Genomic DNA, 22,920 nt, shown 5'->3' on the forward strand with positions numbered 1-22,920 from the left:
ATGACAAAGAAGCAGCGAGAAGGGCAGGGCGCGCAGCAGATCAGCGAGATCATGGGCGACCTGCTGGCCCAGGCGGAAGCCAAGGCAGCCTTGCCGCCACCGAAGCGCCAAACCAAGAAGATCACGCCCGCCGGCATCATTTTGAGCGAGCGAGATCAAAAGCTGATCGAGGCCAGCACGGAGATTGCCACCAGCCCGCCAGCCGGCGAGGACATGGCTTTTACCCATGCGGTGCTGTGCCAGGTTGGTTTGCCTCGCGCCAAGGTCGAAGGCCGCGAGTTCATGCGGCAGTCCGGCGCGGCCTGGGTCAATGTCCAGGCCGGCTACCTGGATGAAGGGAAGGGGCCGGTGCTGCAACCTATCCCCTATGGCGTCATGCCCCGGCTTGGCCTGGCGTGGGTTTCCACCTTTGCCGTGCGCAACAAGGAGCGGGAAATTCCCATCGGTGACAGCGCCGCCGAGTTCCTGCGGCTCATGGGGATGGAGAGCGACGGCCGCCGCTATACGACGTTGCGAAAGCAGATGCACGCCCTTGCAGCCGCCCGCCTGCAACTCGGGTTCAAGGGCCGCACCTACAACGGCCAGCCGGTGCAACAGTTCGACGCTTGGGTGTCGAACAAGGACACCCAGCAACGTGCTCTATGGCCCGGCGTCATGGTGCTATCCGAGGACTATTACAGCTCCCTTATCGACAGCGCCGTGCCGCTGGACAATCGCGCCTTGCACGCGCTGAAAGGCTCTGCACTGGCCTTGGATGTCTATGCGTGGCTTGCACACCGACTGCACCGTATCGAGGGCAAGGGCGTAACGCTGCATTGGAAGTCACTGCGTGAGCAGTTCGCCCAGGAATACAAGGGCAAAGACCCCGACAAGGATTTCAAAAAGGAGTTCTTGCCGGTGCTGCGCAAGGTGCTGGCCGTCTATCCGCAAGCCAAGGTGAAGCCCGTTAGGGGTGGTGTGCTGATGATCGGCTCGCCCCCCCCGATTCCCTACAAGGGCGGCCCAACGGTTTAGCTAAACTTCGTGAAATCGCCCCCCCCCTAGACGCCAGAGCGGCCGCCCAAGATCGAGGCGGCCGTTTCGTTTCTGGCGCAGCCTGGCCAGCAACTCCCCCGGCCAGGCGAACTGGGGACAAACCCTGTGGATAGCGGCACTTATCCACGTGAAATCGCCCCCCCCTAGTTCGTGAAATCGCACCCCCCCAAGGCGGGTTATCCACGTGAAATCGCCCCCCTTTGGTTCGTGAAATCGCCCCCCCCCTAAACCTGTAAGGTTTGCCTTTAATCTTTTATCCTATAAATAATTGCCTTGTAATTGGCTGCGCCTATCGGTGGATAACTCACCGACAGCGCGAACCGAACCGCCGCAACGCCCTACGGGCGCGCCTACCCTCCGGTCGCTTCGCTCCCTTCGCCCCGCCGCTTCGCGTCGGCCTATCGCGGCCGGTGGCCGCTCATAAATGGCTGGCCTGCGGCCAGGCATCTACCAGGCGCGGCACGCCGCGCCGCGCCGGTGCCAGCTCCACCGCCTGCACCCACATCCAGCACCGCGCCCGCTGAAAGGCCGTCAAAAGCGGTTTAGCAGGGAAAAGCGGGCAGGCCGACCGCCTGCGCTCAACTCGAACACCTGCGCGGGCTGGAAGGCCGCAAGGTTGAACGCCAAGAAAGAAGGGCCGCCAAGCTATCGAGCTGGCCAGCATCGCCAAATCCGACGATGACGACCGCCAAGCAATGCACCCAGGCCGCACAGGGACGCGCAGGAAGCGCGAAAGAGGGCGAGGGTAGGGGATAGGTGCCGCCGACCCTAGAAAACGCCGCCACGGGCCACACAGGGCCGATTTTCGACCGTCACGCGCTCCCGGCCGGGCTGACCCAAGAACCGGGCGAAAATAACCGCTTGCATAATAAGAAGAAGAATAGTATTATTATTCTTATCTTATCCGCCGGAGCCAAAGCCATGACGCAGCAAGCCCCCCAAATCCCCGCCGACGTGCGCGAGCGCATCATTGCCGCCGCCTCCGATCTTTTCGAGCAGTCGGGCCGCCAGGCCATGCCCACGGTCGATGCCGTGCGCCGTGCCGCCCGCGTGGATATGAACGCCGCCAGTGCCGTAATGAAGGAATGGCGCAGGGCGCAGACGGCCCAGGCCGCGCCGGTGGCCGTGGCCGTGCCGGAATCCGTGCAGCAGGCCAGCAGCGCGGCCGTAGCGACGATCTGGCAGCAGGCGCAGGAACTGGCGAACGAATCCCTACGCAGTGCGCAGGCCGCATGGGAAACCGAGCGGGTAGAGCAAGACGCCATGCGGCAAGAGCTGGCCGAGGCTTTCGAGCGTCAGGCCGGCGAGCTGGAAGCCCTGCAATCCCGCCTGGCGTCCATCGAGGCCGCCGAAGCGGCCGCACGCGGCGAAGCCGCCGAGCTGCGCGGCCAACTGGCCGCCGCCCAGGAACAGGCACACACGGCCGAGGCACGCGCCCAGGAGATCGAGCGCCGCGCCGGTGAGCTGCGCACGGAGCTGGACAGGGCGCACCAGACCAGCCAGGCCGCCGCCGCCCAACTCGACCAGGTGCGCGGCGAGCTGGCGAAGGTGCAGGCCAAGGCCGAAGCCGAACAGGAAGCGCACCAGGAACAACGCAAGGCCGCAGCAACCGAAGCGCACCGCATGGCCGAACGCCTCACCGCTGCCCAGGCCGAACGCGACCAGGCCACGAAAACCGCCGGCCAGGCCCGCGAGGAAGCCGCACGCATGGCCGGGCAAATCGACACCCTCAAAGAGCAATCCGCCGCTCTGCTGGCCCGCATCACGCCAGCCGAAGCCAAGCCGACCAAGAAGAAGCCCGGCGGCGAGTGAGTGCCTGCCCCTCAAGTGTCAATAACCCGCCTTCGTTGGCGGGCTGGCACAGGCGCAGGCAAAGAAAAGGCCGGAAGCATGGGGCGCGTTCCGGCCTGATATTGACACTTGAGGGGCGGCCCGTTTTAGCCGCTAAAATCATTTACTCATAAAATGTAAGGCTCAAAAACTCTTTTATTCTTTTTCCTGCCGCTGGCGAAATGCCGCTAGGTCGATCACATCCGCCGTGCGCTTTGTGGCGGCCTGCATCGGCGTGGGCGGCTTGACCCCGGCCGGTGCCGGGGCGCTGGCCTTCGACGGCGGCCGGAACTGTCGCCACAGCTCCGCGAAGAACGACCAGGCGAAGATGAAGGGCAATAGCGGCAGCACCAGGACGAAGCCGACCAGGCGGGCCAGGGCGAGGCCAACCGGCCGCAGGAAGGCCAGCGGCCGGCGCAGCAGATCGAGCAGCGCACCGCCGACCAGCCACACCGGCGCGAACAGCACGAACACCGCCGCGAACAGGGCAGGGAACAGCCGCCGCAGGAACCACGCCAGGGCGATGACACCGAGAACCGCCGCGATGATGAACGCCATACGTCATCCCTCAGCTATGGTAGGGATTCGCATCGAAGCGCCCGGCATATTCAGCATCGGCCAGGTAGTTCAGCCGGTCGAGCAGGTAGGGGCGTTCCCCGCGCACCAGGACAATCGGATGCTCTGGCCCCAGGCGCATGACTTCATCCGGCGTCAGCAGTTCGCGCCCGGTGAATTGCTGGCTTGTGCCGGTGCTCTTGCCCCGGTTCATCGAGCCGCCGCCGCCTGATAGGCCGCTGCCGCTGTTCTTGCCGGTGTTTTCCGTCTCAAACTCAATCGTGGCTTTGCCCAGGCTGTCGCTGATGTATTTGGCCGTGTCGTAATCGTCCGTGCCAAAGAACGACTTGGCGCTGTTCGCCAGGAAGGTTTGCCACTTGGGATAGGTGCCTTTGAGCTGCGACAGGTCTTGAATGAACACCCAGAAGGCCAGGCCGTAGCCGCGCAGCAGTGAAACGGCATCCTCAATCTGTTTCATGTAGCCGAGCTGGCCGAACTCATCGAGCAGGAAGGCGACACGGTGCGCGGGCTGCACGTTGCTGGATGTGATGGCCGCAATTACCGAGCTGATGAACAGACGCAGGAAGCGGGCATTAGGCCCGATGCGATTGGCGGGCATGACAAGATAAACCGTCATGGCCGTGGCCTTGATTTCCGACAGATCGAAGTCGGAGCGCGACAGCGCGGCCGACACTCGCGGGTCATCCAGAAATGCCGTATTCCGGCGTGCCGTCGAAAGCACCGAACCGCGCTCTTTGTCAGCCATGCCCATGAGCGTATTTGCCGCCCTGGCCGGGATGCCGAAGGCCGCCGTATCGTCGGCCGACATTGCGCCCAACACGTCGAAGAACTCCGATTCTCCCGCCGTGAGCAGCCGCCGCAGCTCGCCCAGGTTCCGGCGTTCCGCGTCATCCAGCCCGGCAACGTGCAGCATCAAGCCTTGCAGGAAGTTCTTTGCCGATTCATCGAAATGCACGGCATCGCCCTTGCTTTCGGCGATCACCAGGGCATCGGCCAGGATGGCCGATTCACTCACACAATCCGGGTTCCACACGTCGAGCCGGTCAAGCACGTTGAAGGCCGCGCCGCCGTCGCCATTCACCGCGAACGGATCGACCGAATAGACCGCCTGGCCGAGCGCCCGCCGGGCGCGGGCCGTCACGGCCGCGTTTTCGCCTTTCACGTCCAGCACCAGGGCCGAGCCGGGATAGTCCAAGAGGTTCGGAATCACCGCGCCAATACCCTTGCCGGAGCCGGTAGGGGCGACCGTCACGACATGGCCGACGAAGCGGAAACGGGCATCCATGCCGGCCAGAGCGTCAGGCACACGGCCCAGGGCAAAACCGCCCGGCTTGCCGGGCGCGACCAGGTGGCCGCCCTGGCGGATTTCATCGACCGTTCCCCATCGTGCCGAGCCGTGCGAACCAAGCGGATGCGTGCTGCTGTTATCGACCGCAGCGGCCGCGACCGGCCCGGATGGCTGCACCTGGCCGCGCAGGTTTTCGATTGTTCCACCGAGGATGCGCAGCCGTTTCCCGGTCGGAGATTCGGCACCAACCACGCCAGCCAGCCAGCCGAACACCCGGCCCGCGTTCAGATACGTTGCCACCGTCCCGGCGACCGTCGCGGCGAGGATGAACCAGCCCGGAATGAACGGCGCGAACACGAGCAGAAGCAACATGCCGACCGATGGAACGAGGAAGGCAAGGCCAACGGCCGTGCCGACCGTGACCGGGTTTTGTCGGCGCTTGTGCGCCATCCAGGCACCGATAAAGCAGACCGTGACCAGGTAGAACAACCAGCCACCGAAAGCGGCCTTGATGCGCGTGCCGAAGCCGCCGAAATAGCCGCCCATTGTCGAGCCGCCGAGCTGTTCCATGCGTTCCGCCGTGCGCTGTTCCATTTGGCCGCGATATTCGGCCAGCACCTTATCGGCTTCTGCCGTGCCAACGCCCTTGCCGAACTCAATGCCTCGCGTCACTGACTGCTGAACCACATTGACGCCAGCCGTTGCTGCCGCCGCTGGCCGTTCGCCGTCCAGGCCCGCCAGAATCCGGGCGCTGAAATCGTCCAGGCTACCCGCCGAGGCAAGGCCCGCATTCTGCAAGAACAGGCCCAAATCGTTGCGATACAGGCTAAGGATGTTAGCCGCACCTGGCGCGTTCCGGTTCGCCACCGCAGCGGCTTCCAGTTCCTTCAACACTGGCAGTAATTCGGCCCACTTGTCCCGGTAGGCTTGCCAGTTTCCGGCGTTCGTCGCCATCGACAAATCTTGCTGCCCAATGTCGAGCATTTGCAGGTTCGCTTCCCAAGTCTGGAAAGCCGCTTCCTGCGCGTCACAAACCCGCTTCACCCAGGCATCTACATTTTCCGCGCCATAGAACTTCGCGGCCTCTGCTGCCGGGTTGCATTCGGGGAAAACGCGAGCGTGCGCCGTGCTTGCCAACGACAACACGAACGCCCCGAAAAACACCGCCACCACGGCGGCCCACATTCTCGAAAGTAAATCTTTCACGTCCATCATGTTTCACCTCTATGTCAGGTCAAAAATTGACGGCTAGGAACGGTTGCCGCCGTCCTCTCCATCATCGGAAAAAGCCTCGTCACCTGCCGCTTCAAAACGTGCCTTTGTGGCGTCAGCGTTTGGCCCTTTGAGCGCACCAGCTGCGAGGGTCAAAGCGCCCAAGATCACGGATGCCGGATAGTCCGCCATGCCGGACTTGATGACCAAGCCGCCTAGCTGAATTTTCCGGCGTGCATCTTCTCTCCTGGCGTTCATCCGCAAGCGTCCTAAGTTGCGCTCAATCTGCGCTAGGCGTTGCCGCCACCGAAGCAGCTTGCTTGCCTTCACTTTTGCGAAATTTTGAGGCGATAGCCTCAAACTCCTTCCGCAGTTGAGCATCATCTATTTCGAGATCACCAAGACCGGCGGCAATGGCAATCTTGCCGATTTTCTCGGCTGCCTTGTTTTCCAGATCGGCCAGTTCCGACTTGATGCGGTTCAGTTCGGCCAGCTTGTCGGCCTTGCGTTCGGATAGGGTTTTTCGTGCCATCGTTGTAGCTCCTTTCGAGATTGTGGGTTATGCGCACACGATCTTACCACCGGCGAGGCTGGCGGGGAAGGCACGGCGCTGGTATAGTCGTGAGCAACAGCGAAATGCGCACTTACGGGTTGCTGCGCAACCCTTGTCCGGCAGGGGATACCCCTGCACCCCTTTTTAGCGGCTAAAACGCCAAGGGAAGAAATGGCGATCTACCACCTAAACACGCACACGATAGGACGGGCGGCCGGGCATAGCGCCGTGGCCGCTGCCGCCTATCGTTCCGCGTCGTCGCTGGTAGATGAGCGCACCGGTGAAGCGTTCGACTTCACCCGGAAGGGCGGCGTTCTTTCGTCGGAGATCGTCACGCCCGAAGGCGTGCCAGTTCCCGAGCGTGCCGCCTTGTGGAATGCCGCCGAGGCCGCAGAGAAGCGCAAAGATGCGCGAGTGGCCCGCGAGTGGCGGGCAGCCCTGCCGCATGAGCTGAACGACGCCGACCGTAAAGAGCTGGCAACGCGCATGGGGCAGGCCATCGCCGACCGCTACGGCGTGGCTGTGGATGTTTGCATCCATGCGCCCGACAAGGACGGCGACGACCGAAATTTTCACGTTCATATGCTGGCGACCACGCGCACCATTAGCGAGGATGGAAGGCTAGGCGCAAAGGCCGTCATTGAGCTGGCAAACAAGGACAGGCAGAAGGCGGGCATTCCCGGCACCAGCCAGGGCGACATTACCGACATTCGCAGGCAATGGGCCGAGCTGACAAACGAGGCGCTAGAGCGTGCCGAAATCAGCGCCCGCGTAGATCATCGGAGCTATGCAGATCAAGGCGTGGAACTCACGCCGACCAAGCACATAGGCCGCGATGCCGTGGCGATGGATAGGCGCGGACTGGACGCCGACCGCATCGACATTCACAACGCCGACCGGCAGGAACAGGCGCAGCAGATCACCGAGCGCCCGGAGATCATCCTAGACAAGATCACGGCAACGCAGGCCGTTTTCACGCGCCGCGATATTGCCGCCGAGCTGAACCGCTACATTGACGACGCCGACCAGTTCCAGGGCTTGCTTACCCGGCTGGAAAATTCGCCGCTTCTGGTCGAGATGGAACCGGCCAGCGGGCGCGAGCCGGCGAAGTTCTCCACCCGCGAGATGATCGACACCGAGCGCGGCATGGTGGACAGCGCCGAGCGTCTGGCACAGGCAGGGCGGCACGGTGTTTCTAGCCCGATCACGAACGCCGCTATTGATGGCGCTGGCACCCTATCGGCCGAGCAGAAAAACGCCGTCCGGCACGTCCTCAAACCGGGCAGCCTGGCCGTAGTCATCGGCGATGCTGGCACGGGTAAATCTTTCAGCATGAAGGTAGCCCGCGAGGCGTGGCAGGCGCAGGGCTTGAACGTGCGCGGCGCGGCCTTGGCGGGCAAAGCAGCCGACGAATTGCAGGCGGGCAGCGGCATCGACAGCCGCACGCTTGCCAGCCTTGAATTTGCTTGGAAGAACGGAAAAGACAAACTCACCAGCCGCGACGTTCTGGTGATCGACGAAGCGGGCATGATCGGCAGTCGCCAGCTTGGCCGCGTGCTGAAATCCGCCGAACAGGCCGGGGCAAAAGTGGTCTTGCTTGGCGACGATAAGCAGCTTGCCGCCATCGAGGCGGGCGCGGCTTTCCGTGGCGTTGTGCAGCATGTCGGCGCGGCAGAAATCACCGAGGTTCGACGCCAGAAAGAGGCATGGGCGCGGGAGGCGGGCCAGCAGTTTGCCCGTGGTTCCGTGGCCGATGGTCTGGCGGCCTACGCCGAGCGCGGACACGTCCAGATTCACGACAGCCGGGACGCTGCACGCGACGGTCTGGCGGCCGCCTATGTCGGCGACCAGGGCAGGGGTAGCCAGATCATCCTTGCCCACAGCAATAAGGACGTTCAGGCGCTCAATGAAGCCGTGCGCGAGGCCCGCAAGGAACGCGGCGAGCTGCGCGGCACGGCCCGCTTTATGGCCGAGCGTGGAGGCCGGGAATTTGCCCCAGGCGACCGCATCGTGTTCCTGAAAAACGACCGTGATCTAGGCGTGAAGAACGGCACCCTTGGAACCGTCGAGCGCGCCGAAGATGGAAGCCTGGCCGTGCGTCTGGACAGCGGCGAAGCGCGGCAGGTGCAGGCGTCCCAATATGCCGCCGTCGATCATGGTTACGCCGTCACGATTCACAAGGCCCAGGGCGTCACCGTCGATAGGGCTTACCTGCTGGCGACCCCCGGCATGGATAGGAGCCTTGCCTATGTCGGCATGACCCGGCACCGCGAGGCGGCGACCCTGTTTGCAGGAGCCGACGACTTCACCGACCGCCGCGCCGGCCGCCTGGTCGATCATGGCGCAGCGCCCTACGAGAACAAGCCGGAGAACCGGGCCAGCTACTTTGCCACCTTGGAGAACGACAAGGGCGAGCGGCACACCATTTGGGGCGTCGATCTTGAACGCGCCATTGCATCCAGTGGCGCGAAGCGCGGCGACCGTATCGGCTTGGAGCATGGCGGCTCTGAAACCGTGCGCTTGCCGGACGGCACGACTGCCGAGCGCAACACCTGGCACGTTCGCGGCGCGGCCGAGCTGGCCGCCGGGAAGCTGGCCCAGGTGCTGGGCCGTGAGCGCCCGAAAGAAAGCACGCTGGACTTTGCCGACCGGCGAGGCTTCGACGGTGAAAGCGTGGTGCGCCGCTGGCTGGAACGTGGCCGCGCCAAGGTGTCGGCACTGGCCGGGAAGATGCGCGATGCCCTGCGCCGCAATCTGGAACGCCACGGCCGCCCCGACCTCATGCCCGCGACCGACATTGCAGGCAAGCCGACCATGCAGCGGCCGGAGCAGGTCGAGCGCACGCCAGAGGACGAGAAGAAGCGCCGGGCGGCTGAAATCGCGGCGAAGTTCCGGCAGCAGGTCAGCCAGGAGCGCGGCGAGGTGGCAGCGCCGCAGCAGCGGCCCCAGGTGGAGCGCCCGGCACCCGACCCGCTGGCCGGATTCCGCGCCGGCATCGAGCGGGCCGAGGCCGCAGGCGGTGGCCTGGCGCTGGACGTGGCACGCGCACAGCTTGCCGTCGCCCAGGAGTTCCAGGCGGCCGGGAAAGACCCCCGGCACCATTCGGCGGCGATCATGCAGGAAGGCCAGCAGCGGGCCTTTGCGGGCCTGGCGCAGCAGGGCCAGGCCAAGGCCGAGCCGGAGCGCCCTGCACCCGTCCAGGTCAGCGAGCAAGACCAGAAGCGGGCCGAGATGTACGCCAAGCGAGAAGCCGACCAGTTCAAGGCGTTGGCCGTGAAGCGGCAGGCGGGCTTTGCTGGATACAGCGACCGCAACCCGAGCGCCTGGCGCGAGCTGCCGGGCGAGCTGCGCGAGCGCATCGAGCGGTTCAACGCCATGCCGAAAGAGCGTCAGGCCGTCGAACTGGACAAGATGCAGCGCGAGCTTGCCGACAGGTATGCACGCAATCCGCAGGAAATCACGCGCAGCCGACAGCAGCAGCGCGAACAGGAGCGCGGCCGCGATGGCGGGCGCGGTTATTGAGTTAAAACGCTTTTACTCATTTGCGTTTAGTGCTATGATGCAATGAGTAAATGAGAATTTGAGATTTACGCCAGGAGGAAAGACGATGAGCACCGAACCGACGAACGAAGAACTTGCCAAGAGTTATGCAATGAAGATCGAGCAGGCCCAGGAGCGCCGCGAGGCGAAAGACCAAGAGCGGCTAGAGCGGCACGGCCAGGCGGCCGCGCTGTCGTCGCAGAACATCGAGGCCGAGCAGCCGAAGGCCAAGCAGGCCCAGGGCTTCGAGCTGGACGCGCAGAACCAGGACAGCGCCGAGCAGCGCAACGACCGCAACGAGATCAACGGCCAGCAGGCAAAGGCGCTGGCAAAGGAATTGAACCGGGACAACGAGAACGGCGACCAGGTGAAGCAAGCCAAGGCGCGGGAAATCGCCGAACGGTTCAAGGAGAAGGCGGCACGCGACCGGGAGCAGTCCCGCAGTTTCAGCCGCTAAAAAGCGGTGCCCAGGAAGGCGGCAACCCGCCTGGACACCTGACCACAACCCACCTGACATAGAGGTGAAATCATGGCTACTTGCAATGTTACCGGCGGCACCCGCCGCGACCTAACGAAATATCGGATTACCTTTGCCGTTTCGCTGGCCGTCCTGATCGGCACCGGCGGCATGTTCTGGCACGCCTACCGGACGCACGCCGGTTGGCTCAATGCCGGTGATGTCGCCGTGCGCGATGCCATCATGGACGGCACCATCCAGCCGCCGGCCGATGGTAAGGAGGGCGCACGATGAAGGCGCAGACCTGGCGACGTGCCGCCCTGGCGGCCTACATCCTGGCGGGCGCATCCTTGACCGTGGCGGGCTACACCGTCGCCACGACCGAGGCGAACGCAAACGCCCTTTATCGCTTCGCCGAACACGACAACGACGCCTATTCAGCCCGGAGCCGGAGCATTGCGGAAGGCATCACCGCCGCCGCCTTGCGAGGCCAGGGCGACGGCGTGCCGGATGCCGCCGACTGGCCGCGCATCATTCCCCAGGTCATCCCGTCCGCCGTGAATGTGGCCGCCCTGCCCTTTGTCACCAGGCCGGACGATGAAAGCCGCGTCTGGCTTGTTCCTGGCGTTCAATCCAACCCGGCGACGGCCACCCTTGGCGCTGTCCGCTTCTGGCTGAAAAGCCGCGACCAGGAGCCGCGCCACTGGCAGACCATCGGCAGCGGCGCGTTTATCGCAGATGGCCGCTATGTCCTCACCGCCGCCCACGTCATCGACGGCAAGAGCGGCTATCGCGTGCAGACGGCCGCCGGGCGCTGGCTGGATGCCGAGCTGATCGGCCTTGACCTACGGCGCGACGTGGGCGTGTTGCGCGTCAGCGAACCCGGCCAGCCGATCAAAACGGGAGCCATGCCGATTCAGGGCCAGCCGGTATTGACCATCGGCGCACCTGGCGGCCGTGGGTTCAGCGTGAGCGCGGGCATTGTGAGCCGGTATGCAGAAAGCGCCCGGTTTTCCGCTGATGAAGCCTTGCAGATCGACGCGCCCGTGACTGGCGGCAACTCGGGCGGGCTTGTCGTCAGTGCGAGAGGTGAAGCGGTCGGCGTGGTCAGCCATTCCGATGCCGCCTTTACCCAGGCCGTGCCGATTGGCACGGCGCTGGCCGTGGCAACGGAGCTTATCGAGCGCAGCCGGTAAGCCTTCCAGGAACTCGAAGGCCGGGCGCTTGCGCCCAGGTCGATACCGGACGCCGCCGGGCGTCACGATGTTTGAATCTCAACCTTTGGAGCAACAGCTATGAAACTTCGCAATTCCTTCCCGCTGGCGGCCGTGGCCGCCCTTCTGATGGCTTTGACCGCGCACGCCGGCCAGGATACCGACGCGGCCCGGTTCTCGATCATGGCCCCCGTCCAGGCGGCTTATGACGCCTACCAGGTCACGGCGAGCCGGGCGCAGAACACAATGGACAGCATCGAGGCCGAGCTACGCGAACCCGGCTTGTCGGCCGAGCGGCGCGAGCTGCTGGCGGTATCGCTTGCCACCCTTCGCGCCCGCGAGGCGGCCGCATTGGAGAGGCTGCACGCTGAATCAGCCCTGGCACAGTTGAAGATGGCAGACTGGAACGCGAGCCGGTAACGGCGACCAGGAACAAGAAGGGCGGCCACTGGCCGCCCTTTTCACGTCTGGATCTTGCATCGTCATTCCTGGCGATGAGATCCACCGTCGCGGCCGTCATCGTCGGAACTGTCGATGCTGGCCAGCCCCTCGCCTTCCAGGGTTTCACAGGCCGGCCACTCGCGGCCAACGGCGGGCGCATCGACCCATTCCCGTTCTTCGGGCGGTAGCGGCTGCGAATAGTCGGATTCGGCCAGCAGCTCATCGAGCGTGTAGCGCGGGCGGCTCATCGGCGGGCCTCATCGAGCCAGGCCAGCGTTTCAGCTTCGCGGGCGGCCACGCGGGCCACCAGCTCGCGCACCAGGGCGGCCAGGCTCATGCCGTGCGCTGCCGCGACGGCGGCCGCTTCGGCTTTCACGTCCGCAGGAACGGCGGCGCTGATGGTGGCGGCTTTATTGCTCATTGGCGAAATTCGATTTTCAGGCTTGGGTCGGTTTCGACTTCTTCCACGATCTCGTTATAGCGCGTCACCACTTCACCCACAGCCACGCGCCGGCCTTCGGCCGCGAACTTGCCCAGCTCGTAGAGGTTCAGGGCTACGAACTGTTCAACCTCGAAAACGTCGATGCGTTCGCCCAGGCCGGCATTTTCGGCCAGCCCTTCGGCGACCGTCAGCCCCCGCGCCGTCGTAACGATGATCGGCCGGTGGCCGTCGTCGATGTTGTCGCGGCAACGGCCAATGACCGCTTCGCCGGGCGCCGTGGTGACATGGATAGCCACATCACCAATGAAGAAATCGCCATTGCGGCCCGATTGGGCGTCAGACGTTGAAAAGCTGTTGTGCTCGAACTGGCCTGCACCCAGGGCGCAATCGAGCTTGGCCCCTACCAGGTGTTGCAGCACCGCGCCGGCATACTGCATCCCCGGCGTGTTGCGCTGCCGTTCTTCGGCTTGGGCGATCATGTCGCGCACCAGCGTTCGCAGGCTGCGCGAGGCATCCAGGCGAATCTTGAACGGCTTGGCCGAAAAGAACTCATGCACGCGCTCAATCCAGAACGCTTCAACGGCATCGAGATCGACCACGCCGGCGGCGGCCAGGCCGTTGAGGAAGGCCACATATTCGCGCATGTTGCTGATGCTGCCGCGACTGGTGCGGCCGCCTTCAGCGGCTAAAACGCGGGTAATGTCGTGGCGGTTCAGAACCGCTTGCACAGCGCCACGGCCCAGGCCGAGAACCTGGCCGCCGGCTTCGGTCAGCAGCTCGTCGGGGTTGAGCGGCAGACCCTTTCGGGCGTGCTGCGTGACGACCAGCGCAACGCACAGCGGGCCTTTGCGGTTGAATTTCCGATCTTTGTTGAAGTCCCGCAGGGCCGTTACCAAGTCCGTCATTACGCTGCCTTCTTCTCGACCGCCAGGGCCGCCGCTAACAGCGGTTCTAGGATATGTGCGGCCAGGAAGCGCACGACCGGCACGGCCACGCCATCGCCGGCCAGGTGATAAGCATCGTTGTAGTTCTTGGGTAGCGCGTAGGTGTCCGGCAGGCCCATGAGGCGGGCCGCTTCACGCGGCGACAGCAGACGCGAACGAACGCGCTTGCCTTCAATCACCATGATGGTTTGACGGCTTGAACCGCCGGTAGGCGTGCGCAGGCAACCGGCCACGTCATCGAAACGGATTTCGGCGCGTTGCACCTTCTCGCCGTTCGGGCCATCGGCGCGGGTGCGCTTGTAGATCGTGCCGACCTGGCGGCCACCGGCTTTCTTGGCTGCTTCAACTTTCGCCAGGTTTAGCGGGTTCATCATGCCGAGCAGCTTCTTTGTTTCGGCGGCCGTGTGCCAGGTGACGCCGTGCGGCTTATCTTCCACCAGGTCGGCAAAGATCGACGTGCGGGCCGGAGGCGCCGGCAGGTGCCACCATTCCCAAGAGCTTTGCGCACGCTTCGAGAGCTTGCCGTAAGCCTCGACCAGCGCGGACGGATGCCATTCCCCTTCCGGGCCGCTGGCGACCAGGGCGCGAGGAATCGGCGAGGATTTGCGCACGCCGATGATGAACAGGCGCGGCCGCGACTGCGGCAGGAAATGAACGGCGTTGATGACCACGGCACCGAACCGATAGCCGTTGTTCGACAGGGCCGAGCTGATCGCGGCAAAGTCTTTGCCATCGTGCGAGCTAAGGGCGCCGCATACGTTTTCCAGCACCACCAGGCGCGGCGCTCGATCTTCATCCCCCAGGGCTTTGATGAGCTGCCAGAACGGCCAGAAAGTGCCGGAGCGGTCGCCTTTGAGGCCAGCACCGGCACCGGCTAGGGAAAGGTCTTGGCAAGGGAACGAGGCCCAAGCCAAGTCAGCGCCGGCCGGCAGGTCGGCCGTAGTCAGCGCGGCCACGTCACCGACGCGCAGATGATCGGCACCCCAATTCGCGGCGTAGCTGGCCGCCTTCTTCGGGTCGAAGTCATTGGCGAGCAGGCATTGCCAGTCGGGGCCAAGGCCGGCGCGGGCCATGCCGCCACCGGCGAAAAATTCATAGAAATTAGCCATTGGCTCCCCCTGCACCTTGCGGGTGCGATGACGAAGCGAGACGCCCCAGGCGTTCCGTCACGGCTTCGGTAATCCAAGTGTTGCGCGATACGCTGCCGGCCCGGCGCGAGCATTCGGCATCAATGGCTTTCAGCACCTCGGGAGTGAGGCGCAGATTGATACGTTCCAGCGCACTAGAGCGCGAATCTTTGCGGTCGGCTTTCATGGGCGCCATTGTGGCGCCATCGTGGCTCAAGGCCAAGGAATTTATTGTAAGCGTCGCATAAGTCCTAAGTTGTGCGACAGCTTGCCGCTGTCGTTTTCAGAAGACGACCGCACCATCTGACTGGATGTAACGCCTGGTGTGCATACGGCTCCTGACAGCCCAATATCAGGAGTCGTCTGCACCAATCTCGACTATGCTCAATACTCGTGTGCACCAAAGCGAGGTTTGGGCATGACATCAGACACTCCACCGATTGCCGCGCAAGGCGTGGCCACCCTGCCCGACGAGGCATGGGCGCAAGCCCGGCACCGGACGGAAATCATCGGGCCACTGGCAGCGCTTGAGGTGGTCGGGCATGAAGCCGCCGATGAGGCAGCCCAAGCGCTGGGCCTGTCCCGGCGACAGGTATATGTCCTGATCCGTCGCGCCCGGCAGGGTACTGGCCTGGTAACAGACCTGACGCCCGGCCGATCCGGCGGCGGCAAAGGCAAGGGGCGCTTGCCGGAACCGGTCGAGCGCATCATCCGCGAGCTGCTGCAAAAGCGCTTCCTGACCAAGCAGAAACGCAGCCTGGCGGCGTTCCACCGCGAAGTCGCGCAGGCGTGCAAAACCCAGAAGCTGCCGGTGCCGGCGCGCAACACCGTGGCCCAGCGGATTGCCGGACTACACCCGGCGAAAATAGCCCGCAGCCGGGGCGGGCAGGACGCTGCCCGTCCCTTGCAAGGCGCGGGTGGCATTCCGCCAGAAGTCACCATGCCGCTGGAACAGGTGCAGATCGACCACACCGTCATCGACCTGATCGTGGTCGACGAGCGCGACCGGCAACCGATTGGCCGCCCATATTTGACCCTCGCCATCGACGTGTTCACGCGCTGCGTACTCGGCATGGTGGTCACGCTGGAAGCGCCGTCCGCCGTCTCGGTCGGCCTATGCCTCGCGCATGCCGCCTGCGACAAGCGGCCCTGGCTGGAAGGGCTGAATGTGGAAATGGACTGGCCGATGAGCGGCAAGCCCAGGCTGCTCTATCTGGACAACGCGGCCGAGTTCAAAAGCGAAGCGCTGCGCCGTGGCTGCGAACAGCATGGCATCCGGCTGGACTATCGCCCACCAGGCCAGCCGCACTACGGCGGCATCGTGGAACGGATCATCGGCACGGCGATGCAGATGATCCACGACGAATTACCGGGGACGACCTTCTCCAATCCCGGCCAGCGCGGCGAGTACGATTCCGAGAAGATGGCCACCCTGACGCTGCGCGAGCTGGAGCGCTGGCTCGCGTTGGCGGTAGGCACCTATCACGGCTCCGTGCACAACGGCCTGCTCCATTAGGCCTTGGCTGGCCCCGTCCAGCCAATCCGATCGAGCGTGCCGATGAGGGTCGATCGGGGCACCTTGAAGGACCGGCACACTGACGCTTTGCTTGCACCAGCATTGAGTGCGTCCGTGATCTGCTCGATCGTCTCCGCGTCGATGCTCGGCGGTCGACCGCCGCGTCTGCCCCGGCGCTTTGCCGCCGCCAGTCCCGCCATCACCCGCTCGCGCGTAAGCGCGCGTTCATATTGAGCAAGCGCGCCGAAAAGCGAAAACAACAATTCTCCGTGGGGCGTGGTTGTGTCCATCTGCTCCGTCAGCGATTGAAAAGCCACGCCCCGGACTTTCAGGTCGGTGATAATGGTCAGCAGGTTGGCCAAGGATCGCCCAAGGCGGTCGAGCTTCCAAACGATCAGGGTGTCGCCTTCCTTCAGGTATTCCAGACACGTCTTCAGGCCGGAGCGATCATCCCGGGCGCCCGATGCCTTATCGGAATAGAGATGGCGTTCATCGACGCCGGCGGCGAGCAGAGCATCGCGCTGGAGGTCGACCGACTGGCGGTCGTCGACCGATGAGACACGCATGTACCCGATGAGCATGTACGACAAACCCCTGGATCAATGTTGTCGCACAGTAGGTCAAAGCGACAGGGTTTGTCGCGCATAATCAGCCGCGATCATGGAGCTTCAATCCGTTTGCGTCGTCCCCTGTCGGGAAACATGCGGTTTCCGACATGGCAGCATTGCGCCCCAGTTGGTCGCTCCGGACCTAATCCAACCGCTCTAACATGACGAATGGACCACCGCAGTCTATGCCAGTCAGCGGCCGGAGGCGACAGATGGCGATCGGGAAACCCCTCAGAATCTCAAGCTGGTGTAGGCGCCGAAGTAGTTCCCGTATTTGCCGCCAACGCTTTCCAGCGACTTGCTCGGCATGAAATAGCTGTTGGCCACGCCGAATTGCAGGCGCTTGGTGGCCTGCCATGATATGTCGATTTCCATGGCGGTACCGATCCGCCGAGCGGAAGCGGACGCAAACGATGCACCGGCAGGCCCGACGTAAGCGCCGTCTGCAATGCGATGGCGCCAGTAAAGTTGGGCCCCGGTCACAATCGTCACCGATCGCGCCGGCTTCAGCGTAAGCGTTGGGTTGAGGTTCATCAAATTTGAGTAGTTGAACAAAACACCGGCATTGAGCATCTGATAACGAGGCGCAGGCGCGACAAAGGTACCCAGCGTGTCATTACCGGCGTTGCCGTCGCCGCTAAATACATTGGCTCTGAGCCCCAGGCGCGGCTGAAGGGCAACCTTGGGGAAGGTATAACCACCATCCATCATCATCGCCCATGCGCTGATGTCCTTGGTTCCAAAGCGACCGGACTGGTAGGTACCTTCCACGTCGAGATCCCAGGTCGCAGTGCGCTGCCACAGCCTCGCACCCCAGCTGCTACGGTTCTCGGAGGCCCTGCCCTGAGCGTTCAATGCAGTGTCACGCTTCACCTGGAACCAGTACCCGTCGACGCCAAAGCCAGCCACCACGTGCGGAGCGCTGACGTAAACGCCGTGGAATGACTGTGTGTGGTTAGGGGCATTGTTGAATTCGCCGTCCTTAATGTTTACGGGGCGAACGGCGAACGTGTCGACAGAGATCTTGCCGGGAAGGGCATAGGTCGCGCGCAGGCCCTGATAGAGCACACGCTGATTGACACCGTCCCGCAGCGTGACAAGCTTGCCGTTGCCAAGCGGCATTTCGAACCGACCAGGACGCAACGTCAACTTTCCAGCTTTGCCGAGCGGCACCGTCACATCGAGGAACGCCTGCTCGACGTCGAAGGGCCCCCGGTTCGGCGGAGTGACCAGGCTGGAACCGTACTCACGATTGTCGCCCAGTTCCACAAAGGCCCGGACGTGCGGCCCCATGTGCAGATCGGCCAGCAGTCGCAAGCGACGCTGCACCGGGTCATTGGCGTCATTCGCAGTGCGCCCGGCATTCTGATGATCCCAGGCGGTGTAGTATGCGCGCGCCTCACCGCCGAGGGAGAGGTATATGTCATCCGAGCCGATCGGGATGTGCTTGATCCTGTCGATCAATGGCGCATCCTTGCTGACGGGCTGCGACCAGTCCTCCGTCCAGCGGATCGCCTGGGGAAGGTTCGGCGTTCCCGTCTGCCCGCCGGGGACCGCCACGGCAGCGCGGGGCTGCGATCGTGGGGGGCGAACACCGGGTTGCGCCTGGCTGCCCATCGGGCCACCTGCGGACTCGTCCTCGGTGCTGGCCGGAGGCACCGATTGCGCCAGGGCGACAGTCGACCCGGTCATGATCGCTGCTCCCAGCAGACAGCCGCACACGATCGTCTTGGAACCTTTCAACACAGCCTTCTCCCAGACGACGCCCCTGTCTGCCGCAGTCCAGCAGCCCCACAAGCGAGGTCGTTCACATCATTTTGAAGTTCTCTTGCGCAGTCTCGCGCGGGCTAATCCGCAATCGCGGAGATCAAGCTGCGGACAGCAGGATTTCCGATATACGCCCTACCCGGGTCACTTCTCAGTGGAAATCAACAGAAACGGCCTTTGGCGTCCTTGACCATCACGAACCACACGGCCGCATCGGAACCCCAGACCACAGGGTTGCCAGTGGTCATGGCGCTGGTTTCGAGCTTGCGGATCTCTTTCACCAGCGTGGCGCCGTCCAAGAACTTGCCGGTCTTGCGGTAGTGCTCGGCCGAGGCCTTTTCGGTGTACACATCGTGCAAGCCGCGAGAGGCGGATTTTTCGTCCAACACCGCATATGAGCCCAGGTGGACGAAGTTTGTGCGGAAGTCTGTGGGGCGGCTGATGCCGCCCTGGCTGTCCACATAGGGCGAAAAGTCGCCGGCCGTGACGGCCAGTGGCAGGACGAGGGCGCTGGCGAGCAGAGCGCCGGTGAGTGCGATTTTCATCGTGTTCTCCTTATATGCCTATGGAGATCAGACGGCGACCACGGGGAAATCCACCGTGGGGTCGGCGATGTGGTTGGTGTAGTTGGTGAGCGTGTTCAGCGCGACGTTGGCGATCACTTCCAGTATCAGGCCGTCGTCGAGCCCCGCGCGGCGGTAGTTGGCCATGGCGTCGGCCGACACCACGCCGCGTTGCTCGACCAGCGCGCGGGCAAAGCCGGCGATTGCATCGTCAAGTGCGTTGGCCGCCTGGCCGGTGCGGGCCGCGGCGATGGCCTCTGCCGACAGTCCGGCACCTTTGCCGATCAGGGTGTGTGCGCTCAGGCAATACTGGCAGCGATTGGCTTGACCGGCAGCGAGCGCAACGATCTCGCGCTGGGAGGCATTCAGGCGGCCGGTGCCCAGCGTTTCGGACAAGCCGAGGTAGCCATTGAGCGCCGCCGGCGCGTGGGCCAGCGTGGCGAACAGGTTCGGCACCATGCCAAGCTTGGCTTTGACGGCCTTGAGTGTGGCAGCGGTAGCGGCGTCAGCGGTGTCGATGGTCAGGGGGGCGATTTGGGTCATGTCTATCTCCGTAGTGGGTGAGGTGCAAGAGCACGTGGGCATGATCGCCCTTTGTTTGGTACGATATGGCACGTAAAGTATCAAATACGTAACCTATCGTCTTATATGGAGAGTGGAATGGCGGATCGACTGGCCGGCTTGCTCCGGCACTACTCGCTTTCGGCGCGCGTTTTTCACAGCGGCGCCTTCTGTGGGCAGCATCATTACGCGGCGCCGCATGGCTATATCCATCTGGTGCGGCGCGGCCCGATTACGGCGCGTTCGCCCGTGCATGAAGATCTGCTGGTTACCGAGCCGAGCCTGCTGTTTTATCCGCGCGTGGCGTCGCATCGTTTTGTCGCCGCCCCCGGCGATACCGCTGAGCAGTTGTGTGCGGAGGTCGACCTGGGCGCTTCGACGGGCAATCCGTTGGCCATGGCCTTGCCGTCGATGCTGCTGATTCCGTTGGCGGACTTGCCCGGCCTCGGGCCGACGCTAGAGTTGCTGTTTGCCGAAGCCGAGCGCGACCAGTGCGGTCGGCAGGCCGCCATCGACCGCTTGTGCGAGTTGCTACTGATCCAGTTGCTGCGTTATCTGATGGATGGGCGGCTTGGCGCCACCGGACTGCTGGCGGGCCTGGCCGACCCGAAACTCGCGCGCGCCATAACCGCCATGCACGATGCGCCGCAGACCGCGTGGTCGCTCGAGGCGCTGGCGGCGAAGGCGGGCATGTCACGCGCGCGCTTCGCCGCCGCGTTCAAGGACGCGGTGGGCGTCACGCCGGGCGACTATCTGGCCGACTGGCGGATGAACGTCAGTTGCACCCTGCTCAAGCAGGGGCGGCCGGTGGCGGTGGTGGCCGACCGCGTCGGCTACGGCAGCCCGAACGCTCTGGCGCGCGCCTTCCGCGTGCGCATGGGCTGCGCCCCGCGCGACTGGCTGGCGCAGCAGCGCGGTGACGCGGCGCTCAGCGGTTCGTGAGTTTGAGTTCGATTCGCCGGTTCTTGGCGTAGGCGGCGCCGGTGTTGCGCTCGTCGAGCGGGTGAAATTCGCATCACGCCGGAACAACTGGCGGAACTCCAGGTGGCGATCCGTCAACGGCTGGTCAGTCTGTTCGTGCGGCGCGGCCGGCTGGACAAGGCTGAGTCAGTGGCGCAGGTAGCTGGATGACGCTGTCCCGCCCTGAGCCGACGCTCACAGGCGGGGATTTCCAGTGTCGTCATTGTCGGCTATTGGCCGGCAGCAGCCCGTCGTTGCCTGATGGATCCAACCCCTCCGCTGCTATAGTGCAGTCGGCTTCTGACGTTCAGTGCAGCCGTCTTCTGAAAACGACAGCCGCCCTGCCCTTTCCCTGGCGTTTTGTGTCGCGTGTTTTAGTTGCATGAAATAGAATACCTGCGACTAGAACCGGAGACATTACGCCATGAAAGACAAGAGCGCCGCCGCTGGCCTGCTGCTGGGATATGCCCGTGTCAGCACCGACGACCAGGACTTGACCAACCAACGCGCCGAGCTGCACGCCGCAGGCTGCACGCGCATCTTTGCCGAGAAGATCACCGGCACCAGGCGCGACAGGCCCGAGCTGGCCCGCGTGCTCGATCACTTGCGCCCTGGCGACGTTGTGACCGTGACCAGGCTTGACCGCTTGGCCCGCAGCACCCGCGACCTGCTGGACATTGCCGAGCGTATCCAGGCGGTCGGCGCGGGCTTGCGCAGCCTGGCCGAGCCGTGGGCCGACACCACCACCCCGGCCGGGCGCATGGTTCTGACCGTGTTTGCCGGCATCGCCGAGTTCGAGCGTTCCCTAATCATCGACCGCACCAGGAACGGCCGGGAAGCGGCCAAGGCCCGAGGCGTGAAGTTCGGCCCGCGCCCTACCCTCACCCCGGCGCAGATCGAGCACGCCCGCGAGCTGATCGACCGTGACGGCCGGACGGTGAAGGAAGCGGCCGAGCTGCTGGCCGTGCATCGTTCGACCCTTTACCGGGCGCTGGCGCGTGGCGAGGAAGTGACAAAGACCGAGGCCCGCCGACGTGGTGCGTTCGCCGAGGACGCATTGAGCGAGGCCGACGCCCTGGCGGCCGTCGATGATGAACGCCAGGAAGAAGCCCCGGCATTCCTTGATGACGAAGGCCCGGCCGATGACCTGCCGCCGCCGCCGTATCGAACGCAGAGCCTGCCGCAAATCCTGGCGGCCCTGCCCGATGACGAGCTGGCGAGCTGGCCCGGCGAGCTGGCCGACCAGGAGCGGGAACGACGCATTGCGGCTAAATGATGATAAGCACCTTTACTCATTCGCTCATTGTGCTATGATGCAATGAGTAAGCCATCATCCGCACTACACCGGGAGAACACATGAAAGTCATTGCCGTGCTGAACCAGAAGGGCGGGAGTGGAAAAACCACCATCGCCACCCATCTTGCCCGCGCCTTGCAACTGGACGGCGCCGACGTGCTGCTAGTCGATTCCGACCCCCAGGGCAGCGCCCGCGATTGGTCAGCCGTGCGGGAAGATCAACCGCTAACCGTTGTCGGTATCGACCGGCCGACCATTGACCGGGACGTGAAGAACGTAGCTCGCAAGGTGGATTTTGTCGTGATCGACGGCGCACCCCAGGCGGCCGACCTGGCCGTGTCGGCCATCAAGGCGGCCGACTTCGTGCTGATTCCGGTGCAGCCATCGCCTTACGACATTTGGGCCACGGCCGACCTGGTGGAGCTGGTCAAGCAGCGCATCGAGGTCACGGACGGAAAACTACAGGCCGCCTTTGTCGTATCGCGTGCCATCAAGGGCACCCGCATTGGCGGCGAAGTCGCCGAAGCCCTGGCAGGCTACGAGCTGCCCATTCTGGAATCCCGCATCACGCAGCGCGTGAGCTATCCCGGCACGGCTGCCGCCGGCACGACCGTTCTTGAATCCGAGCCGGACGGCGATGCAGCGGCCGAGGTTCGCGCCCTGGCCGCCGAAATCCAGCAAAAACTCATTTGAGACTTTGAGGAAATAAAGAAATGAGCAAAGCAGCAACCACACTCAGCGCCGGCCGCCCGAGCGCACGCACGGACAAATCCAAAGCCGCCACACTTGCCAGCCTGGCCGACGACGCCGCCAGCATGAAGCGGGTCAATTTTGAACTGTCGGCCGACCAGCACACCAAGCTGAAAATCTACGCAACCCGGCAGGGCAAGACCATCAAGGAACTATTGACCGAGTATGTCGCCAGCCTGCCGGATTGACGCTCAAACACGCATTTACTCATTTGAATTTTAGCGGCTAAAGGGCGAAACC

23 protein-coding genes and 3 pseudogenes are annotated in these 22,920 nt (G+C 64.0%); 13 read left to right on the forward strand and 13 right to left on the reverse strand.

Features of this window, described 5'->3' with window-relative positions:
- Together ACCQ04_RS20575 and ACCQ04_RS20580 are read left to right on the forward strand one after the other, a co-directional pair.
- A complete protein-coding gene (locus ACCQ04_RS20575) occupies window positions 1-1,014 on the forward strand; it encodes a replication protein RepA (protein ID WP_233345772.1) in 1,014 nt (337 codons plus the stop codon).
- 942 nt (window positions 1,015-1,956) lie between these two features.
- Window positions 1,957-2,847, forward strand: a complete 891-nt coding sequence (locus ACCQ04_RS20580; RefSeq protein ID WP_233345773.1) for a DNA-binding protein — start codon at window positions 1,957-1,959, stop codon at window positions 2,845-2,847.
- A gap of 174 nt (window positions 2,848-3,021) precedes the next feature.
- Here ACCQ04_RS20580 and ACCQ04_RS20585 read toward each other — a convergent pair whose 3' ends face one another.
- From ACCQ04_RS20585 to ACCQ04_RS20600, 4 genes are read right to left on the reverse strand one after another with little or no spacing between them, the layout of a single operon-like run.
- Window positions 3,022-3,423, reverse strand: coding sequence for a hypothetical protein (locus ACCQ04_RS20585; protein WP_054479712.1), 402 nt, complete (start codon window positions 3,421-3,423; stop codon window positions 3,022-3,024).
- A gap of 10 nt (window positions 3,424-3,433) precedes the next feature.
- A complete protein-coding gene (locus tag ACCQ04_RS20590; RefSeq protein WP_372383690.1) occupies window positions 3,434-5,944 on the reverse strand; it encodes a type IV secretory system conjugative DNA transfer family protein in 2,511 nt (836 codons plus the stop codon).
- A 33-nt stretch (window positions 5,945-5,977) separates the two neighbouring features.
- Window positions 5,978-6,199, reverse strand: a complete 222-nt coding sequence (locus ACCQ04_RS20595) for a conjugal transfer protein TraD (protein ID WP_021011916.1) — start codon at window positions 6,197-6,199, stop codon at window positions 5,978-5,980.
- Window positions 6,200-6,221: 22 nt separating this feature from the next.
- The gene (locus ACCQ04_RS20600; RefSeq protein ID WP_082380654.1) at window positions 6,222-6,473 is read right to left on the reverse strand and encodes a TraC family protein; all 252 of its coding nucleotides are present in this window, start codon (window positions 6,471-6,473) and stop codon (window positions 6,222-6,224) included.
- A gap of 192 nt (window positions 6,474-6,665) precedes the next feature.
- On the opposite strand from ACCQ04_RS20600, the gene traA reads away from it, so the two are divergent.
- From traA to ACCQ04_RS20625, 5 genes are all read left to right on the forward strand, one after another.
- Window positions 6,666-10,016, forward strand: a complete 3,351-nt coding sequence (gene traA, locus ACCQ04_RS20605; protein WP_372383691.1) for a Ti-type conjugative transfer relaxase TraA — start codon at window positions 6,666-6,668, stop codon at window positions 10,014-10,016.
- 85 nt (window positions 10,017-10,101) lie between these two features.
- Window positions 10,102-10,491: a hypothetical protein gene (locus ACCQ04_RS20610; RefSeq protein WP_372383692.1), complete on the forward strand. Its 390-nt coding sequence runs from the start codon at window positions 10,102-10,104 to the stop codon at window positions 10,489-10,491.
- 72 nt (window positions 10,492-10,563) lie between these two features.
- On the forward strand, window positions 10,564-10,785 hold the full coding sequence (locus ACCQ04_RS20615) for a hypothetical protein (protein WP_034015104.1): 222 nt from the start codon (window positions 10,564-10,566) through the stop codon (window positions 10,783-10,785).
- Complete coding sequence (locus ACCQ04_RS20620) at window positions 10,782-11,687, forward strand: S1C family serine protease (RefSeq protein ID WP_372383693.1); 906 nt, start codon at window positions 10,782-10,784, stop codon at window positions 11,685-11,687. Before ACCQ04_RS20615 ends, ACCQ04_RS20620 begins: the two co-directional genes overlap by 4 nt.
- A 99-nt stretch (window positions 11,688-11,786) precedes the next feature.
- Complete coding sequence (locus ACCQ04_RS20625; protein WP_372383688.1) at window positions 11,787-12,125, forward strand: hypothetical protein; 339 nt, start codon at window positions 11,787-11,789, stop codon at window positions 12,123-12,125.
- Between the two features lie 158 nt (window positions 12,126-12,283).
- Here the strand turns inward: ACCQ04_RS20625 and ACCQ04_RS20630 are convergent.
- From ACCQ04_RS20630 to ACCQ04_RS20650, 5 genes and pseudogenes are all read right to left on the reverse strand, one after another.
- Window positions 12,284-12,397 (reverse strand): annotated as a pseudogene (locus tag ACCQ04_RS20630) (antitoxin); the annotation flags it as partial.
- On the reverse strand, window positions 12,391-12,567 hold the full coding sequence (locus tag ACCQ04_RS20635) for a hypothetical protein (protein WP_181424375.1): 177 nt from the start codon (window positions 12,565-12,567) through the stop codon (window positions 12,391-12,393). The pseudogene ACCQ04_RS20630 and the gene ACCQ04_RS20635, both read right to left, overlap by 7 nt.
- On the reverse strand, window positions 12,564-13,493 hold the full coding sequence (locus ACCQ04_RS20640) for a DUF4928 family protein (protein ID WP_372383689.1): 930 nt from the start codon (window positions 13,491-13,493) through the stop codon (window positions 12,564-12,566). Before ACCQ04_RS20640 ends, ACCQ04_RS20635 begins: the two co-directional genes overlap by 4 nt.
- Window positions 13,493-14,641: a DNA cytosine methyltransferase gene (locus tag ACCQ04_RS20645; RefSeq protein ID WP_264996255.1), complete on the reverse strand. Its 1,149-nt coding sequence runs from the start codon at window positions 14,639-14,641 to the stop codon at window positions 13,493-13,495. Before ACCQ04_RS20645 ends, ACCQ04_RS20640 begins: the two co-directional genes overlap by 1 nt.
- Entirely contained in the window at window positions 14,634-14,846 is a 213-nt protein-coding gene (locus ACCQ04_RS20650) for a hypothetical protein (RefSeq protein ID WP_041855125.1), read from the reverse strand. The genes ACCQ04_RS20645 and ACCQ04_RS20650 overlap by 8 nt, the downstream gene beginning before the upstream one ends.
- 231 nt (window positions 14,847-15,077) lie before the next feature.
- On the opposite strand from ACCQ04_RS20650, the pseudogene ACCQ04_RS20655 reads away from it, so the two are divergent.
- Window positions 15,078-16,169: pseudogene (locus tag ACCQ04_RS20655) on the forward strand (TnsB C-terminal domain-containing protein); the annotation flags it as partial.
- Between the two features lie 2 nt (window positions 16,170-16,171).
- Here the strand turns inward: ACCQ04_RS20655 and ACCQ04_RS20660 are convergent.
- The 4 genes from ACCQ04_RS20660 to ACCQ04_RS20675 form a co-directional block, all read right to left on the reverse strand.
- On the reverse strand, window positions 16,172-16,756 hold the full coding sequence (locus ACCQ04_RS20660) for a recombinase family protein (RefSeq protein ID WP_070427539.1): 585 nt from the start codon (window positions 16,754-16,756) through the stop codon (window positions 16,172-16,174).
- Window positions 16,757-17,014: 258 nt separating this feature from the next.
- Entirely contained in the window at window positions 17,015-18,529 is a 1,515-nt protein-coding gene (locus ACCQ04_RS20665; RefSeq protein WP_070427540.1) for an alginate export family protein, read from the reverse strand.
- Window positions 18,530-18,711: 182 nt separating this feature from the next.
- Complete coding sequence (locus tag ACCQ04_RS20670; RefSeq protein WP_285833810.1) at window positions 18,712-19,095, reverse strand: cytochrome P460 family protein; 384 nt, start codon at window positions 19,093-19,095, stop codon at window positions 18,712-18,714.
- A gap of 27 nt (window positions 19,096-19,122) precedes the next feature.
- The gene (locus ACCQ04_RS20675; protein ID WP_032437899.1) at window positions 19,123-19,656 is read right to left on the reverse strand and encodes a carboxymuconolactone decarboxylase family protein; all 534 of its coding nucleotides are present in this window, start codon (window positions 19,654-19,656) and stop codon (window positions 19,123-19,125) included.
- A 117-nt stretch (window positions 19,657-19,773) separates the two neighbouring features.
- Between ACCQ04_RS20675 and ACCQ04_RS20680 the strand changes: the two genes are divergently transcribed.
- The 5 genes and pseudogenes from ACCQ04_RS20680 (at window position 19,774) to ACCQ04_RS20700 (ending at window position 22,868) form a co-directional block, all read left to right on the forward strand.
- Window positions 19,774-20,616 (forward strand): helix-turn-helix transcriptional regulator, encoded by an 843-nt coding sequence (locus tag ACCQ04_RS20680; protein ID WP_003830784.1) that lies wholly within the window; start codon window positions 19,774-19,776, stop codon window positions 20,614-20,616.
- A gap of 442 nt (window positions 20,617-21,058) precedes the next feature.
- Window positions 21,059-21,640 (forward strand): annotated as a pseudogene (locus tag ACCQ04_RS20685) (recombinase family protein); the annotation flags it as partial.
- Window positions 21,641-21,643: 3 nt separating this feature from the next.
- Window positions 21,644-21,910 (forward strand): hypothetical protein, encoded by a 267-nt coding sequence (locus tag ACCQ04_RS20690; protein ID WP_502063515.1) that lies wholly within the window; start codon window positions 21,644-21,646, stop codon window positions 21,908-21,910.
- 80 nt (window positions 21,911-21,990) lie between these two features.
- Complete coding sequence (gene parA, locus ACCQ04_RS20695) at window positions 21,991-22,623, forward strand: ParA family partition ATPase (RefSeq protein WP_233345771.1); 633 nt, start codon at window positions 21,991-21,993, stop codon at window positions 22,621-22,623.
- Between the two features lie 20 nt (window positions 22,624-22,643).
- Entirely contained in the window at window positions 22,644-22,868 is a 225-nt protein-coding gene (locus ACCQ04_RS20700) for a hypothetical protein (protein WP_034015122.1), read from the forward strand.
- Window positions 22,869-22,920 lie beyond the last annotated feature (52 nt).

The organism is Xanthomonas sp. NCPPB 2866, from assembly GCF_041475745.2.
GTDB classification, from domain to species: Bacteria; Pseudomonadota; Gammaproteobacteria; order Xanthomonadales; family Xanthomonadaceae; genus Xanthomonas; species Xanthomonas arboricola.